Annotated in this window: 12 protein-coding genes and 1 pseudogene; 6 read left to right on the top strand and 7 right to left on the bottom strand. The window is 71.1% G+C overall.

What is annotated here, in order from left to right; all coding sequences use genetic code 11:
* The first annotated feature begins 94 nt into the window (after positions 1-94).
* On the top strand, positions 95-1,339 hold the full coding sequence (locus tag ABD350_RS26870) for an ATP-grasp domain-containing protein (RefSeq protein ID WP_344350992.1): 1,245 nt from the start codon (positions 95-97) through the stop codon (positions 1,337-1,339).
* 79 nt (positions 1,340-1,418) lie between these two features.
* Here the strand turns inward: ABD350_RS26870 and ABD350_RS26865 are convergent, their stop codons facing one another.
* Entirely contained in the window at positions 1,419-2,033 is a 615-nt protein-coding gene (locus ABD350_RS26865) for a hypothetical protein (protein ID WP_344350991.1), read from the bottom strand.
* Positions 2,034-2,991: 958 nt separating this feature from the next.
* Positions 2,992-3,819, bottom strand: coding sequence for a class I SAM-dependent methyltransferase (locus ABD350_RS26860; protein WP_344350989.1), 828 nt, complete (start codon positions 3,817-3,819; stop codon positions 2,992-2,994).
* Positions 3,820-4,506: 687 nt separating this feature from the next.
* On the opposite strand from ABD350_RS26860, the gene ABD350_RS26855 reads away from it, so the two are divergent.
* A complete protein-coding gene (locus ABD350_RS26855; protein ID WP_344350988.1) occupies positions 4,507-5,649 on the top strand; it encodes a methyltransferase domain-containing protein in 1,143 nt (380 codons plus the stop codon).
* 404 nt (positions 5,650-6,053) lie between these two features.
* On the opposite strand, the gene ABD350_RS26850 is transcribed toward ABD350_RS26855, so the two are convergent.
* Complete coding sequence (locus ABD350_RS26850; RefSeq protein ID WP_344350987.1) at positions 6,054-7,019, bottom strand: hypothetical protein; 966 nt, start codon at positions 7,017-7,019, stop codon at positions 6,054-6,056.
* A 121-nt stretch (positions 7,020-7,140) separates the two neighbouring features.
* Here ABD350_RS26850 and ABD350_RS26845 point away from each other — a divergent pair, with 121 nt between their 5' ends.
* Positions 7,141-7,401, top strand: a complete 261-nt coding sequence (locus ABD350_RS26845) for a hypothetical protein (protein WP_344350986.1) — start codon at positions 7,141-7,143, stop codon at positions 7,399-7,401.
* Between the two features lie 196 nt (positions 7,402-7,597).
* On the opposite strand, the gene ABD350_RS26840 is transcribed toward ABD350_RS26845, so the two are convergent.
* Together ABD350_RS26840 and ABD350_RS26835 are read right to left on the bottom strand one after the other, a co-directional pair.
* On the bottom strand, positions 7,598-8,257 hold the full coding sequence (locus tag ABD350_RS26840; RefSeq protein ID WP_344350985.1) for a DUF6624 domain-containing protein: 660 nt from the start codon (positions 8,255-8,257) through the stop codon (positions 7,598-7,600).
* A 294-nt stretch (positions 8,258-8,551) separates the two neighbouring features.
* A pseudogene (locus ABD350_RS26835) lies at positions 8,552-9,300 on the bottom strand (PIG-L deacetylase family protein).
* Positions 9,301-9,534: 234 nt separating this feature from the next.
* On the opposite strand from ABD350_RS26835, the gene ABD350_RS26830 reads away from it, so the two are divergent.
* Together ABD350_RS26830 and ABD350_RS26825 are read left to right on the top strand one after the other, a co-directional pair.
* Positions 9,535-10,107: a MarR family winged helix-turn-helix transcriptional regulator gene (locus tag ABD350_RS26830; RefSeq protein WP_344350984.1), complete on the top strand. Its 573-nt coding sequence runs from the start codon at positions 9,535-9,537 to the stop codon at positions 10,105-10,107.
* Complete coding sequence (locus tag ABD350_RS26825) at positions 10,104-10,490, top strand: hypothetical protein (protein WP_344350983.1); 387 nt, start codon at positions 10,104-10,106, stop codon at positions 10,488-10,490. Before ABD350_RS26830 ends, ABD350_RS26825 begins: the two co-directional genes overlap by 4 nt.
* A 37-nt stretch (positions 10,491-10,527) precedes the next feature.
* On the opposite strand, the gene ABD350_RS38025 is transcribed toward ABD350_RS26825, so the two are convergent.
* Complete coding sequence (locus ABD350_RS38025) at positions 10,528-10,908, bottom strand: hypothetical protein (protein ID WP_382467112.1); 381 nt, start codon at positions 10,906-10,908, stop codon at positions 10,528-10,530.
* Between the two features lie 313 nt (positions 10,909-11,221).
* Here ABD350_RS38025 and ABD350_RS26815 point away from each other — a divergent pair, with 313 nt between their 5' ends.
* Positions 11,222-11,896, top strand: a complete 675-nt coding sequence (locus ABD350_RS26815) for a hypothetical protein (RefSeq protein ID WP_344350982.1) — start codon at positions 11,222-11,224, stop codon at positions 11,894-11,896.
* A 956-nt stretch (positions 11,897-12,852) separates the two neighbouring features.
* On the opposite strand, the gene fxlM is transcribed toward ABD350_RS26815, so the two are convergent.
* Positions 12,853-14,712: a methyltransferase, FxLD system gene (gene fxlM / locus ABD350_RS26810; protein WP_344350981.1), complete on the bottom strand. Its 1,860-nt coding sequence runs from the start codon at positions 14,710-14,712 to the stop codon at positions 12,853-12,855.
* Positions 14,713-14,793: the final 81 nt, after the last annotated feature.

Genomic DNA, 14,793 nt, shown 5'->3' with positions numbered 1-14,793 from the left:
GAGGGCGGAGGGCGAAGGGCCCGGCGCCCCCGTCGACGGGCGGGCGCCGCAGTGGTCCCCGCGAAGACGCCGGTGGTTACCTTGGGAGGAGAACATGGTGCGTGAAGTCGGTGACGGCGGCCGGGTCCTGTTGCTCGGCGCGAAGCCGGACGAGTCCGTGGCGGCGCTGGGCGAGCGGGGGGCACGGATCACCTGTGTCGCGACGCCCAGACATGCGCTCTCGTTGCGTCGGCGCGGTCTGGTCGACCGCATCGTGGTGGTGGCAGACCCGATGGACGCCGAGCAGGTCCTGCTGGGTCTCGCACGCGACGGGATCAGCCTGGACGAGTTCGACGTGATCACCAGCGCCCTGGAGCACGGCCTGGTGGCGGCCGCGGTGATCGGGGCGTCCTGCGCGGCTCGTTCGCTTCCCTTGTCCACGGCGGTGCTGCTGCGCGACAAGCAGGCCCAGAAGACGGCGCTGCGTAGTGCGGGCGTACCGTTGGCGCGGTCCGCGGTCTTCGTACATCCTGAAGAACTGGCGGAGGCCGTGGCCTCGGTGGGCGGGCTGCCCGTCGTGGTCAAGCCGCCGTCCGGGGCGGGAGCAGCGGACACCGCGGCGCTGCGCTCCGCCGCCGACATCGCCGCCTGGAAGAAGGGCCACGGCGCGGGTCCCTGGCTGTGCGAGGAGTTCGTGCCCGGCGACGAACTGCACATCGACGGTGTGGTCAGGAGCGGGCAGGTCGTCGAGATCTGCGTGTCCCGGTACTTCCGGAACCAGATCACCGCCCTGCACGGAGCCCTCAACGGCTCGGTCGCGCTGCGCGCCGCTCAGGAGGAATCGCGGTACGCGCGGGCGCGGCAGTTGGTCCGGAAAGTGGCCGACGCCCTGGGTTTCGCCGACGGGGTGTACCACCTGGAGGCCTTCGAGCAGACCGACGGCACACTCGTCTTCGGCGAGTGCGCCGGCCGTATCGCGGGCGGACGCATCGACCGGACCGTTCTGCTGACCACCGGGGTCGACCTGCACCGGGAGTGGGCGGCGGCGGTGTTGGCCCTTCCCGCCCCCGGGCGAGCCGATGCGGCGCCCGACGAGGACCTGTTCGGATGGGTCACGCTGAGCGCTCCGCCGGGACGCGTGCTCTCGATGCCGTCGGTCGACGACATCCGGACCAGGCCGGGTGTGGTCGACGCGGAATTGAAGCTCGCGGTGGGTTCGCTGATGACGACACCGCAGACCACCACCACGCGCGCGGGCCGTGCCGTGGTACGCGGAGCCAGCGCCACGGAGGTGGAGTCGACCGCGGCGGACGTCACCGCCTGGTTCAAGGAGACCGCCCGTTCCGCCGGTGACACCTGAGGCCCCGGCCGGCCCACGCACCGGTCACGAAGGTGCGAAAGGCCCGGCCGCACCGGGCCGGGCCTGAGTGTGAGGCTGGTCAGACCTCGCAGAAACCAATGCCCTTGAGAGCCTCGTTGATCTGCTTGCCCTGGGCCTCGGTGGTGGTGACGTCCTTGTACGTGAAGCGCTGGGACGCTGCCCAGTCGAGCTTGTTGCCACCGCCGTTGATCGATCGGCACTGATTCCGCGCGGCGTCGACAGCCTTGTCCTCGTACTTCACGATGTCCGGGTTGGCCGCGGCCAGGGCACGGAGCAGCTCGGCCCGCTTGGCGGCAGTCGGCTCCGGTGGGATGCCGGCAGTCTTCTCTGCGGCGCTCCAGTCGTCGCTGGGCGTCGGGGATGTCTTCGGTGTACTGGCCTCGATGGGCATCGGCTCGGCGTCGTCGCTGCCGGAGGAGCAGGCGGTGAGGGCAAGAAGCGCGGCTGCGCAGATGCCGGTGGTGGTGATGCGGGTGTTCATGTCCCCCCTAGAACGGTGTCTGAGGGGCCATGATGCCGGATGTGCTGCTCCTGTTTCCGGGCATTCCACGGACACCTTCGTGGCCGCCGAGGCTGTACTGATCATCGATGGCCTGTAGTTCAGGCTGGTCTGATCCGACAACTCGGCCGTCTCGATGACCGGGCCGGACTCGTCGCCGTTGATCTCGTACACGGCGCCCGGGTCGATGCTCGTGCCGTCGCCCAGGAAGGTCAGGTCAGGTGCGGCTCAACCGTCATGGTGCAGCCCGCAGAACCGAAGCACTGCCGCTTGGTCGTACGCAAACTGACCGGGAAGTCGCCGGCGGTGACTGCGGCGTGCTTTCGTCGTTGCTGGACTGGATCACCACGACGCCCGTAGCTACGACGGGCGGCGATGACGGCGGCGCGTGAGCCGTGATGACGAGGTTGGTGCGGGACTTCTTCGGTATCGGCGGCGTGTTCGGCGTCGGCGGTCTGGGCGTGGTGTCGCTCATAGTCCCCGTCCCCCAGCGACGCGTGCGGTGCTGTGGGCATCATCCGCCCGCCTGTGCCGGGTGTGAGGTCGGGCACCCGTGCCCCCAAGCCCGCGCGGCCCGGCGCCACCACCACGGCGGGCACCGTGGATCTCGCCGCCGGCGCCACCGCCCAGGTGGCCCGGGCCACCGGACCAGGCAGCACCGACACGGGCCACGGGGCCGACGCTCCGCAGGGCGGCGCGGGCCTTGGCGCGCGGCCAGGCGTGAGCCTGGCCGCTGTCGTAGCGCTGGTGCCACGACAGGCGGAGCGGGGCCGGGGGATGCCGACGGGCAGCGGTCGGACGACGAGGCCGTGGCCGGACGCGGCGGCACGGGCGGCGGCGACTTCGGGGAGGGTGACGAGCCGGTGCTCAGGGCCGTCCACCTGCCGCTGCTCGACACGACGTACACCGCGCCGGCCGGCCACCCCGCCCGGTTGAACGGCCGGGCCCCGCGGGTGTCGGCCAAGACCGACCTCGGTCTGGGCGCCGTCGGCACCAGCCAGGCATCACCGGGCACGGGCCCTGGGACGGTGCGTGCCCTCGGCGAGTCGATCACGGCGATACTGCGCGACGCGATGGTGGTGCGCACCGGAGTGCCCGCGTCACCGCACATGCTCAACCGGGGGAAGGAGGCTCAACGAACGGCCAGTAGGCCGTACAAAAGGGGGATCCGCGGCTCGGGCAGCCGCCACCAGCCAGAGTCCGTACGGACCATCCGCGGCCAGCGCGGCCAGGGAAGCTCATCGCTCTCCCGCAGTCGCCGGACGCCCATTCCCGCATCCGTCAACGCGTTCACGACCTCTCCTACTCCGTGCATCCACTCGTAACTGTCCGTGGCGCCTTCGACGGCCGGGCCGTCGGTGTAGGTGTAGGTGGCATCCCGGTGTACCGGACCGGAGCCCCCCAGGTAGTCGTGGCGCAGCAGCAGCTCCGGTCCCTCACCCGGACCCGGTTGCGGGCCGAGCGCGTTGAGCAGCGGATGGAACTCCACGACGTACAACCGCCCGCCCGGCCGCAGAAGTGCGGCCACGACGTCCGCCCACCGGTCGAGGTCGGGCAGATAGCACAGGGCGCCCTTGCCGGTGTAGACGACGTCGAATCGCCGGCCCTTGAGCGCCGTCACGGCGTCGTACACGTTGGCCTGGACGTAGGTGACGTCGAGGCCCGACTTCGCGGCGAGATCCCGCGCGGCCGTCACGGACGCCGCCGAGAAGTCCAGGCCGACCGCCCGGGCTCCACGCCGGGCGAGGGCGAGCGTCTCCGTGCCGAGGTGGCACTGGAGGTGCAGCACGTCCCGGCCGGACAACTCGCCGAGGTCCTCCCACTCGAACGCGGCGAACCAGCGCTCCGGATCCAGGTCCTCGTCCAGGCCGTAGAACCGGCTGGTGACGTGGACCGGAGTACGGGCGTCCCAGTTCGCCTGGTTGGCGCGCATCAGCCGCGCGTGCTCGGCGGAGGTCATGAGGACATCCAACCGCGTCCCGGCCGCGCGCGGGAGGAAACGCGGAAAAGTGCCGTGCCGGGTGTCGATGCGGCCGGCTCCCGTTCGTCGGTGGGGTGCAGGAAGCTGATGGGAACCGGGAGGACACATGAAGTACATGCTGCTGGTCTGCGGCGACGACACGGCCGACGCCTCGTGCATCGCTCCTGTCGAGCCCTGGATAGAGCAGCTCGGCGAGCGGGGCGTACGGCTGCACGGCACCGTCTGGCGCTGCCCCCCGAGGCCGTCACCGTGTGGGTGCGCGGCGGCGAGGTGCTGCGCAGCGACGGCCCGTTCACGGAGACTTCTCACCGACGCTCGCCTGTGGAGGGACAGAGGAAGACGGACCCGGCCCGGCTGAGGTCCGGCCCGCCGGCGGCAGGGTGAGGGTGCGTCGCACCGGCCGGTGAGGACGGCTTGGAGTGAAGGGAGTGAGGTTGTCGGATACGCCCCACCGATAGGAAAGCTCAGGCGTCCGGCGGACAGCGCCCCGTCACACGCCTCACCATAGGAGGGTCATCCTTCCTGCCGATCTTGGGGAGACAGCGATGGGGAAGCACGAGAAGCCGCCGGCCGACCCGAGGACGGGCACCCCGCCGCCCGGCAACAGCGACGGACAGGTCCCTCCGCCTCCGCCCAGTACCGGCAAGCACAAGAAGTAGCAGTACGGTGCTGACAACTGCACCCGGCATCGACAGGCTGCGGCGATCGCTGGCCGCTGCCATGGAGCAGCGGGGCGACTGGCCCGAACGGTCTCCTTGGATCCGTGAGGCCGTCGAGTCCCTGCCCCGGCACCGGTTCGCCCCGGACCGCGTCTGGCGGTGGGACGGGCACGCCTACGTGCCGGTGGACCAGCGGATCGATCCGTCCGGCTGGGCGAGCGAGGTGTATCCCGGCCCCGACACGGCGACCGTCACCGAGGTCACCGACGGACTGCCGACATCCAGCCTGTCGAGTCAGGCAGTCGTGGTCGACATGCTGGACTCCCTGCTCCTCGAACCCGGCCACCGCGTCCTGGAGCTGGGAACAGGCAGCGGATGGAACGCAGCCCTGCTCAGCCGGCGGGCCGGACCCGATCGCACCGTCGGCGTCGAGGCGAGCCGCGACCTGGCACAGGCGGCACGCAGGGCACTGGCCGAAGCCGGACTCACCGTGCACGTCGAGGTCGGTGACGGAAATCAGGGATGGGCCCCCGCAGCACCCTACGACCGGGTCATCGCCACCTACGCCGTCGAACGGATCCCGTGGCCCTGGATTGCACAGACACGGCCGGGCGGACGCATCGTCACTCCCTGGGGGCGGCTCGGACACGTCGCGCTGACCGTCGCCGACGACGGCCGGTCCGCGACAGGATGGGTCCAGGGCCTGGCACAGTTCATGCCCGACCGCGGGGCGCTGCGCCGCGAACCCGACTTCACACAGGTACGCGGGCGCAGCGAGCCGGAGGGGGAGCGCCCCTTCCTCCGCGACCTCACCCCGCTCCACGACAACGCACACCTGCGGTTCGCGCTGCGCGTCGCCCTGCCTCACCTGCGGACCACGCTCGCCTACGACGCTGACGGCCTCAACGCATGGGTTCACGACGCCGAGAAGTCCTGGGCCATGCTCTCGGCCATCGGCGGCGGCCGGACGATCGCCACCCAGGGCGGTCCCCGACGCCTGGCCGACGAACTGGAGGCGGCCTGGGACACATGGCTGGACCTGGGCAGCCCCGACCTGTACGACTTCGGCATGACCGTCACCGACAACGGTGCGACGCAGTACATCTGGGTCAACGACCCCACGACCGAACCTCACTGGTCGATCCCCTGAAGCTGCCCGTGCGTTGGAGGGGGCGACGTTCACCGCGAAGCTCTCACCTGGTTTCGAGCAGACCAGCCGCATTCCGACGACGGACAGTACCCCAGGACGGCACACCGACTTGGAAGCTGACGGGGCGGGGGGTTACGCGCCACTTCGAGGTGCGCGGTGATGTGACGCTGTGGATGGCTGCGCGGCGCGACCACCATCGCGACACGGTGAAGTCGCAGGCGGGGACCGCGGTTATCCAGCACCTGCGTCACCGCGCGGACCGTGGCCGGACCGCCCGGGCCGGACCGCCGGGCCGGACCGGCCGTGCCGTAGGCCGGCTCTGGGCGTATCCGCTCTCGGCTGTGCGCAGGGCGAAGGGCACGGCGATCGTCGCCGTCGGCCGGGCCCCGAGTCCAGCCGAGTCGTCAGTGGCAGATGCGGGCGGTCGTGAGGGCACCGCCCGCGTTCTCGTCGTCCGTGCCGAGGACCGCGGTGCCGGAGCCGGACACGCAGTCCACAGCCTCGACCTTGTACCCCTCGAACTTCCGCAGGACCCGCGGGTGCTGGGCCACCGTGAGCCGCACCCGGCCCGAGCGGTCGAGCGATACCGAGCCCGCGTCGCTCACCGCCGAGTCGAACGGACCGTCGTCCCCCTCGTCCGACGCCGAGGCGATCAGCAGCCGGCCCGAGTCGGTGACGGAGATGTCGGAAGCGTGCCGAACATCTTGTGTGGGATACGGCGCACGGTAGGCGGCCTTCGTCACCTTGCCGAACACCGACTCCCCGTACTCGTTGAACGACAGCGATGCCGCGTAGAGCGTCGCGGGTCGGCCGTCGCCTTCGCCCCGGTCGGCCCAGACCGCCGCCAGCTTGTGGTGCCGGGAGACGAGCGTGAAGCTCTCGAAATTGTCGCCCGGACCGATCGCCGGGAGCGGCGACAGGTCGCGGACCTGGACCGCCTTCCCGTCGTCGGTGACGACGAGGTGGTAAACGAGGCCGCGGCTCGACACGGCCAGGTACTCGTCAACGGTGCCGGGCACCGATTCGATCGCCTCCACGTCGATCGGCTCGGCACCGCCCCTCCATTCGAGTGGCTGCACGGTGGCCGTACGGCCGGACTCGCCCGCGCGGTAGTCGAGGCGGGCGATGCGGTTCTCTCCGGGACGCTTGTTGTCCAGGGCGATCAGGACCCGGTAGGTGTTGCCCGTGCGCGAGGTGACGGTGAGTCCGCTGATGCCGCTCCTCACGTCGTGGCCGACCTGCGTCCATCCGGTGGCCGCGGGCACCGGCGCGCCACTCGTCCGGGTCACGGGCACCTCCGTGCCGGCGGCCACGGCACCTCCCGCACAGAGCACGGCGATGGTGGTCAGGACGGTCTTGCGTATGCGCATGAAGCTCTCCTCCGCGAAGTGACGCGCGTAGATGATCACTGGCTGGGACCGTAACGGCCTGTCCGGCCACCGGGCAAGAGGCGTGACCACATGAACGGAAGAGCTGCAGCGGGACCACGCGGTGCTGGTGAACCTGCGGCAGGCGCTCGGCTTTTCTTCAGGTCCCGGCCGCCTTCGAGCCCGCCACCACCACCGTCCCGGCTCCCCGGAAGAAGGCCACCCGCTCGGCGCAGTGGAGCCCGCCACCTCACGCTCCACCGCCTCTCCGGTTACCGCGTCCGAGTCCGGCAAGGCCCAGCCCAGCCGGGCGAAGACGAAGACCGCCACCAGCCCGACGAAGACCAAGGCCAAGCCGGCCAAACCGGCGCCGGAGGCCGGATGAGCCGGTGTGGCCGGGCTGCGCCTGGTGCCCGGACGTGGGACGGTGCTGTGTGCCCGACCGGAAGGGACGGTGTGGCCGGGAGCCGGGCCCAACATGACCGGCGCCGTCAACCGAGACGATCCGGTCCCGCCCTGGGCGGCAGACAGTCGGCCTGTGGCCGAGTCCGTCAGCGCGCCGCGATCGACAGGCGATGGGGTCAGACAGCCTTACGGGGATAGCGTTCGCGCATGCGCCGGTCGGCCTCCGCGGCCGGCTCCAATCCGACGCAGGCACGCCGGGTGTCGAGCTGGGAGGGGTCGCTCACGGGGTGCGGGCGAAGGTCTCCTCCGTCTGGGTCGTGGGTGTACTGCGTGCCGTACACCTGGGGTTCACCGGACGCGACCAGCACCCGGTCGGTGAGGTAGGCGAGGTGCCGGGGCAGAGCCTCCCCGGCTTCGACGGCATCCTGGAGCCGGGATAACGCCTGGCGCTGGAAGTCAGGGTCGCGGTCGGCGTGCTGGGCCAGGAGCCAGGCTTCGTCGGCCCCCTGCTCGCCGACCAGTGTGATACCCGGCCAGCCGTGTCGTGCGATGACCTGCTTCAGCCAGGCGGTGTTGTCGGCGTCGATCAGGACCAGGTCGTCTGCGGCACCGGTCTTGAGCAAGCGACGGCGGGCGGCTTGATCCTGCTCGGCGCGGCGGTGGAGCTCGGCGGCGAGATCGTGGTTCATCCGGTCCGGCCCTCCATGGGAGTGCTGACGACTGTTCAGCGACGTGCGGTGATCGCGCACGAGCGGTTCGAGTGCGGCGTAGAAGGCTACGCCCGATAAGGCAAGGGAACCAAGCGGGTAGCAGGAGGCGATCAACGCCGGCGTCATATGCCCTTCCCCGCAGCGATCGGCTGGCCGTCGTCGCCGCGGCAGCGGCCCCCGCCGCGTCCACGGCACCGTAGCCGTACCTCATCCATGCCTGGCCGCCGGTCCCCGTCCGTCCGCCGGCTGTCTGCCCGTACCGCTGCTCACGTGTGCCCCGGGGCCCGGTGTCCGACCCGGCCCCCGCAGCAGCTGTCTGGCGGCCCGTCACCGTCACGAAGCGACCAGCGTCACAGCGACGACGACGGTTCCTCAAGGAGCCGGGGGGGGGAGGGTTGGTCGGCGCGAGGAGGTAGGGAATCAGCCGGTCAACTGGCCCGGGACGCCCTTCGTGGGGCCGGGGGTAAGGCGGGTGAAGTGCTCGGTCCCGATGATCTGGGCGCGGTCGGCTTCGGGGAGGCGGGCGAGGACGCCGGGGTGGGGGCCGCTCACGCGCGACCTCCCCGCGGTGCGCCGAAATCGCCCGCCACTTGACATCGGCCCAGGGCGTGACGTCGACGCTGGTGGTCACATACGAGTCCGGCACCGCGAGGACGCTCTTGCCCACGCCTTCGAGCAGGGGGCGGAGCGGGCCGGCACCGGACTCGGGGTGTGTGGCGGCGTACAGCGCGGCCGGCTGCCAAGGCGGCTCCGCGTCGGGGTGCAGGTGGGCGAGGCCGGCCGCTTCGACGGCGGGCAGGGTGATCTGGTGCGTGCGTACGTGCTCGGGGTGGCCGGTCAGTTGGCCGAGGGCGTCGTGTCCGACGACGATGTCGGGGCGGAAGCCCCGGATGTGGGCGACGAGGCGGCCGACGGCTTCGTCGAGGGGAGCGTCGACGAGCCGGGGCCTGCCGGGCGCCGTCTCGGGGTTGCGGGCATCGTTGTAGCCGAGCAGGCGTGGGCTGCCAGCGCCGAGGACGGAGAGGGCGTCGGCGAGTTCGGGTGCCCGGCGGCTGTCGGGGGGCCCAGGTGGCGGTGACGACCGCCGTGCGGGCCCCGGCCGCGTGATGCTGCGCAAGGACGCCGCCGGCGAGGAGGGTCTCGTCGCCCAACTCGCAGTCGCAGGGCAAAGGGCTGGTGTGACCGGCTCTCGGGGTGCTCGTGCTGGTCGTCGGCGACTGTCCGCGGAGTAGATCGTCTGTCAGCGGTGATGGCCGCTCGTTGAAATCCTCACTTTCTACTCAGTTGCCCCCGAGCCCGCGCATGCTGGTTCCTCACGTGAGCGCGCACAGCCTGCGAGTGGGTACCGCATCCGGCTACTTCCTCCCTTGACTGGACCCGGCAAGGTCCCGTATCCCTTCATTATGAAGTACGTAACTAACTCCGAAGGACTCGCCCATGACACGGACGGGCTGATCTATGACCCCCAAGTCCGCAGGGCTATGGCCGAGTTCGCGGCAGGGGGCGACACGCTCCGTTTGGAGGCGGCGGCCGCCGCCCGTGCCGCGCACAAATCCGTCGAGCGGCTCAGCACGCACGGTTCCGAAGGCCGCGGCCTCAGTACGGGAGCCGTCGACGTCCTCGTCAGACTGTGCACCCTCGGCGAGACCGGTGCCAATCCCGGCGACCTCGCCCGCTCCGCCGGCATGACTCCCCGCAACGCCACCGGCCTGGTCGACACCCTCGAACGCGAAGGGCTCGTGCGGCGCGACCCCGATCCGGGTGATCGGCGATCCGTCGTCGTCCGCATCACCCCCGCCGGCCTGACGTGGCTGGACAAGTTCCGGGCGCCGACGCAGCGGGCGATGACGGCGCTGTTCCACGGATTCACCGACACCGAACTCCACCAGCTCCGCCACCTGTGCCTACGGCTCGTTCAGAACCAGCAGCGCATCGCCGCCCACCTCGCTGCCACCGAAGGGAGCACCTCGGCATGACAGGGACCACAACGACCACGACGCGCGCCACCGTCCGTGCCTACCACCGCGCCCGGTTCCGCGGCGACATCCCCGCCGCTGCTCGAACTCTCGGCGAGTCCTTCCACTTTCAAAGCCCCCTGCTGTCCTCCGACAGCGCACATGACCATCTCAGTGGCCTGGACGCGTTCCTGGGCATTGTGACCGGCGTCGATCTGATCAGCGAACTGTACGGCGAGGCGGAAGCCACCCTGGTCTACGAGGTCCACACGTCGATCCCGGCCATCGGAACCCAGCGCACCGCCGAACATTTCCACCTCACCCAGGGCCGCATCGACACCATCCGCCTGATCTTCGACGCCACTCCCTGGCACGCCGTCATGCGGGCAGCCACCCCGTCCTGACGCCGAACACCTCCTGCCATCCCGACGGCGCCGGCCATCAGCGATTGACTTCGAGGTCCGTCAGGACGAGCGGGGCGCGCAGAAGGCGGATGGCGCGGGCGGGGTCGGTGCGCAGCTTGGTGAGGATCCGCCAGTACTTGAGATGAGCGAAGCCGTGTTCGACCGGTGCGCGTCCGACGGCGAGGACCTGGTTGGCGGTCTTCTCACCGGGGGTGAGCTTGCGGGGGTGGTTGGCGTGGAAGCCGGTGACGATCAGCGTTCGTCCGGTCACCTGCCCGGGCGTCGGCGTGACCGACGCGCGTTCGTCGGCGAGTTGTTCGCTCACCCGCTCAAGTACCTGCTCTGCGACGGTGAGTTCGTCCCGCTCGGCCCGCACCTCCGCCAACTCCTTGGCGAGCAGTTCCTCATATGCGTCCAACTCCGCGCCGCGCGGTGATCCATTCCAGCGGCTCGGGAACCATGCCTCGGTTCGAAGAAGGCCGCCCGGCCCCAGCGAGCAGGAATCAGCGAACCGTCCAGCTCTGGCAAACGATCTACTCCGCAGACAGCCGCCGACGACCAGCACGAGCACCCCGAGAGCCGGTCACACAAGCTCTTCGAGCTGCGGCTTCAAGTTGGCGGAGGCTCACTGAAGCGGCAACGTGGACACTGTACGTAGCCATGGGTAGGTAGGTGGTGTCGACCGAACGAGCGTGGCACTCCGGTGGTTTGCCAGGAAAGGAGCGGCTCCGATGCGTGTCGTGGGCGTGGACATCGGCTCGGTGAAATCGCCGTCCAAGTTCGCCTGGGCAGTCGTCGACTCGCCGGAGCGAACCGTGCTCTCCTGCGGGGACGATCCGGAGGGTGCTGTGCAGGCCCTGGTCCAGTCTCTGGCAGAGCACGGAAGCGCGGTTCTGGCCGTGGAAGCGCCCATGGCCGTCCCGGTCCCGGAGCCGGACAGTGATGAGTGGCGCTGGCTGGGCCGGGCCCGTACGGGGGAGGGCAACCGCCCCTGGTCCGCCGGTGCCGGCGCAGGAGCGCTGGCCACCGGACTCGCCCAGACGGCTTGGATGCTCGCCCGCCTGCACACCCTCGCTCCGCGAGCGACCGCGACCACTCAGTCCCAGCGCTTCACCGCCGGCGAAGCCAACCTCCTGCTGACTGAAGCCTTCGTCTCCGGCACCGGCAAACCAGTGCCGGTAACCACCGGCCAGCACGCTGCCGACGCCGAGGCCGCCGCCCGCGCGACGCTCACCTACCTCACCGACGGCTCGAACGGCTTCCCTCTCGTCGAGTGCGCACCCCGACGTCCTCTCAACCTTCTCGCGCTGCTCGCCGGCTGGGCCGACATACCAGTGCCACGTGACGAGCTGCACCTGGATGTGTTGGTCATTCGCACACAAGCAGGCCCCCGAGTCGCCCCATAGCCGCATGACCCGACGGTTCAGAACGGTGGATCGGGGCCGACGCCCACCATGTGGACGGCAGAGCGGGGGGTCCACGGTGAGGACCGGTCCGCCGGTCTGGAGGGCGGGCAGCGGCACGTACTCGGACAGCCCCGTGCGGGAGGCGTGGCCGTGCGCGGACCATTGGAGCACGTCATGGAGCCGCAGGCCTGGGCACGGTCGGGGGAGAGGGGGAGCGCGTGCTGAGCCGTGGCCGTTCCCTCCCACAGGCGGAGGTTGCGCTTGTCCTCAGGCGCGCAGATGAGGCGGAGCCACCACTGGCCGGCCCGGAGTCCCAGGGTGCGACCCTGTCGGCCCCGCATGTCCGGTCCGGTGGGCGCCACTTCGAACATGCGGGCCGCGGCCGCGTGGGCGTGACGCGTCCGGACCTGGTCGCCGCGGGCGTGCGGCGGCACGAACACCGCCATGGACGGGGAACCGGCCGCGGGCCCGGCCGTCGTGCTCATTACCACGCTCCGCGCGCTCGGCCCGGACGGATCACGGAGGGGCGCCGACCGCCGTGGACGAAGCCGGAACGGCGTGGTTGATGACGGTCGTGCCTGTGGTGCCTCCGGTGGTCGGGGCCGTGCATGGGCTGCGGGACACAGGTGAGCGAGGGCCGCGTGCAGGGTCTGCTCGGCGGTGAGGACGCTGGTATCGATGACGTGGCCGGCGGCGTGTATGCAGTCGGCGGTGGCCTGCTGGTAATAGTGGGGGCGTCGGCGGAGGCAGGCGCGCACGGCTCGCTGCGTCCGGCGTCGCGAGGAATTCCCGGCCGGCCTCGATCCGCTCCTGAGGTGCCGGTGGTTCGGTGTGCACGACGAGGTGGTGGAAGCCGTCGGCCTCCGGGGCGGCGACCGTCGCGCCGGGCAGAATGCGGCACAGCCCGGCAGCGAGGGTAGTCATGCCACCGCCGGATGGCCCATTCAGCCAGACGATCACGAACCTCCCGTGGTCACGGCGGCCGTATCGGTATCGGTGCACCGGGCAGGGGCCGGCAGGGGACCGTTCCGGCCCGGCCATCGGAACACCAGCCGGGAGCGCTCCTTGTCCAGGAGGTCCCCGGCGGGCAGCAGATGGTCGGGGGTGCCGGCCGGGTGGACGGTCAGGACGGGATCGGCGTGCTGGTCGTCGTCGCCGGCGCGGACGTGACGGTCCCAGGCCCGTACCGTGGCCGCGAGCTGTTCGGCGAGCTGCGGGCCCTGCTCACCGAAGGAGCGAACGACCCCTTCCCACTCCTCGTCCTCGGGGAGCTCCCCGTGCCGGGTTTGCACGTAGGTCAGGTAGGCGAGCGATACGTCGCCGAGGATCGCGGGTGCGTCACGGCCCTTCGCGATGGCGGTGACGCCCCCGTCCTGCTGGGCACGCAGGCGGCAGAAGCCCGGCAGGGTGGTGGCCGCGTACAACTGCAGGGAACCGAAGTAGGCGCCGGCCCCCATGGTGACGCCGGTGGCGACCTCATGCCGCCGGCCGCGCAGAGCCTCCTCCAGCCCCTTGGTGCCGGCGGCGACGCCGTCGTCGAAGCGGAGCGTCAGCCCGCCGTCGAGAAGGGGGACGACCGGGACGGCGCAGGCCTGCTGCCCCTGGTCTCGGACGAACCCGCAGTAGGTGAAACGGCGGGCGTGCAGCACCTCCCCGCGCCGCTCGAATGTGATCGCCCAGGTGTAGCCGCCCAGCTCCAACGGCAGGACGAGCGACCCGCCTTCGGCCAGTTGCTCGCGCCAGGCCGGGACGATGTCCCTGCAGTTGTAAGTGATCACACCGGCGTCGAAACCGCCGCGGGGCACGAGGCGGGCGGGCGCGCCTAGGGTCGCGTCGGCCTCGATGACGGTGACGCGTCCACTGCCGGCCTCCGCGAGGAACCGGCGGGTACGGCGTACGACCCACGGGTCGGTGTCGACGGTCACCACCCGCCCCTCGGGCCCGGCGACGTGAGCGATCAGCTCGGCGTTGTAGCCGCCGGAGCCCGCCTCGAACACGATCGCGCTCGGCTCCAGGCGCAGACCTTCGATCATGTCGGCCTGGAGCCAGGCCGCGGACACCGAGCTGATCGACACTCCGGTCTCGTCGCGCCGGGTGGTGACGGCCCGGTCGCCGCCGCCGTACGCCGCCACCAGGCTCGCTTCCGGGACGAAGCGGTGGCGCGGCACGCTCCGCAGCGCACCCTGGACGGCCTCGGACGGGGCCCAGCCGCCCTCGATCACCGTCTGCGCCATTGCCTGACGCAGCCGTACCGCCTCGGCCGGTTCACCCGGCACGGGCGGCTGCTCGACGGCCAGTGGGTAGGAGAGCGCGGGCGGCAGGTCGGGGATGACACCGGGCCATACGGCATCCAGCGCCAGCGCGGCCGGGGCGAACACGGCGCCGGCGCAGGCCAGAGTGTGCAGGTCGAAGAACTCCCAGCGGGCGAACTTGTCGGGCTCGGGGTTGGACAGCGTCCCCGACCAGGCGGTGATGCGGACGATCGCCGTGAGCCGGGGAATGCCGTGAATGTCGTCGCCCAGCATCGTCACCACGTACGCGTCCGCCGGGTCGGCGATCAGTCCCGTCTCTTCGGCGAGTTCGCGCACCGCCGCGGCGGCGAAGTCCTCCGGGCCGTCGGATTTCCCGCCGGGCAGCTCAAGCATGCCGCGGCGGCTCCGGCCGAGCAGGACCCGGCCGGCGACGTCGGTCACGACGGCGAGGGCGCCGGTCAGGGCGTGGCCGGTGGTCGGCCCCTTCTCGACGGCCCGGGTAGCGGTGTGGCAGGGGTCGCGCAGGACCAGGAAGGCCAGACCGTCCGCATCCAGTCGCTCCACCGTCCCCCACCCGGCGACTAGGCCGTTTCCTTCGGATCACCTCGCCGACCAGATGAAGATGGCGGCGAGGTGGAGTCCGGC

It is taken from the genome of Streptomyces nogalater, assembly GCF_039532885.1.
Classification (GTDB): Bacteria; Actinomycetota; Actinomycetes; order Streptomycetales; family Streptomycetaceae; genus Streptomyces; species Streptomyces nogalater.
Note: the sequence above shows the minus strand (reverse complement) of the source record. Positions and strands in the feature narration are given on the sequence as shown.

What these genes read in the sequence shown, in the direction of transcription:
- ABD350_RS26825 (WP_344350983.1), top strand. Translation starts at nt 10,104, where the DNA reads ATGACAGGGACCACAACGACCACGACGCGCGCCACCGTCCGTGCCTAC.
- ABD350_RS26870 (WP_344350992.1), top strand. Translation starts at nt 95, where the DNA reads ATGGTGCGTGAAGTCGGTGACGGCGGCCGGGTCCTGTTGCTCGGCGCG.
- ABD350_RS26830 (WP_344350984.1), top strand. Translation starts at nt 9,535, where the DNA reads ATGAAGTACGTAACTAACTCCGAAGGACTCGCCCATGACACGGACGGG.
- ABD350_RS26850 (WP_344350987.1), bottom strand. Translation starts at nt 7,019, where the DNA reads ATGCGCATACGCAAGACCGTCCTGACCACCATCGCCGTGCTCTGTGCG.
- ABD350_RS26860 (WP_344350989.1), bottom strand. Translation starts at nt 3,819, where the DNA reads ATGACCTCCGCCGAGCACGCGCGGCTGATGCGCGCCAACCAGGCGAAC.
- ABD350_RS26815 (WP_344350982.1), top strand. Translation starts at nt 11,222, where the DNA reads ATGCGTGTCGTGGGCGTGGACATCGGCTCGGTGAAATCGCCGTCCAAG.
- ABD350_RS26840 (WP_344350985.1), bottom strand. Translation starts at nt 8,257, where the DNA reads ATGACGCCGGCGTTGATCGCCTCCTGCTACCCGCTTGGTTCCCTTGCC.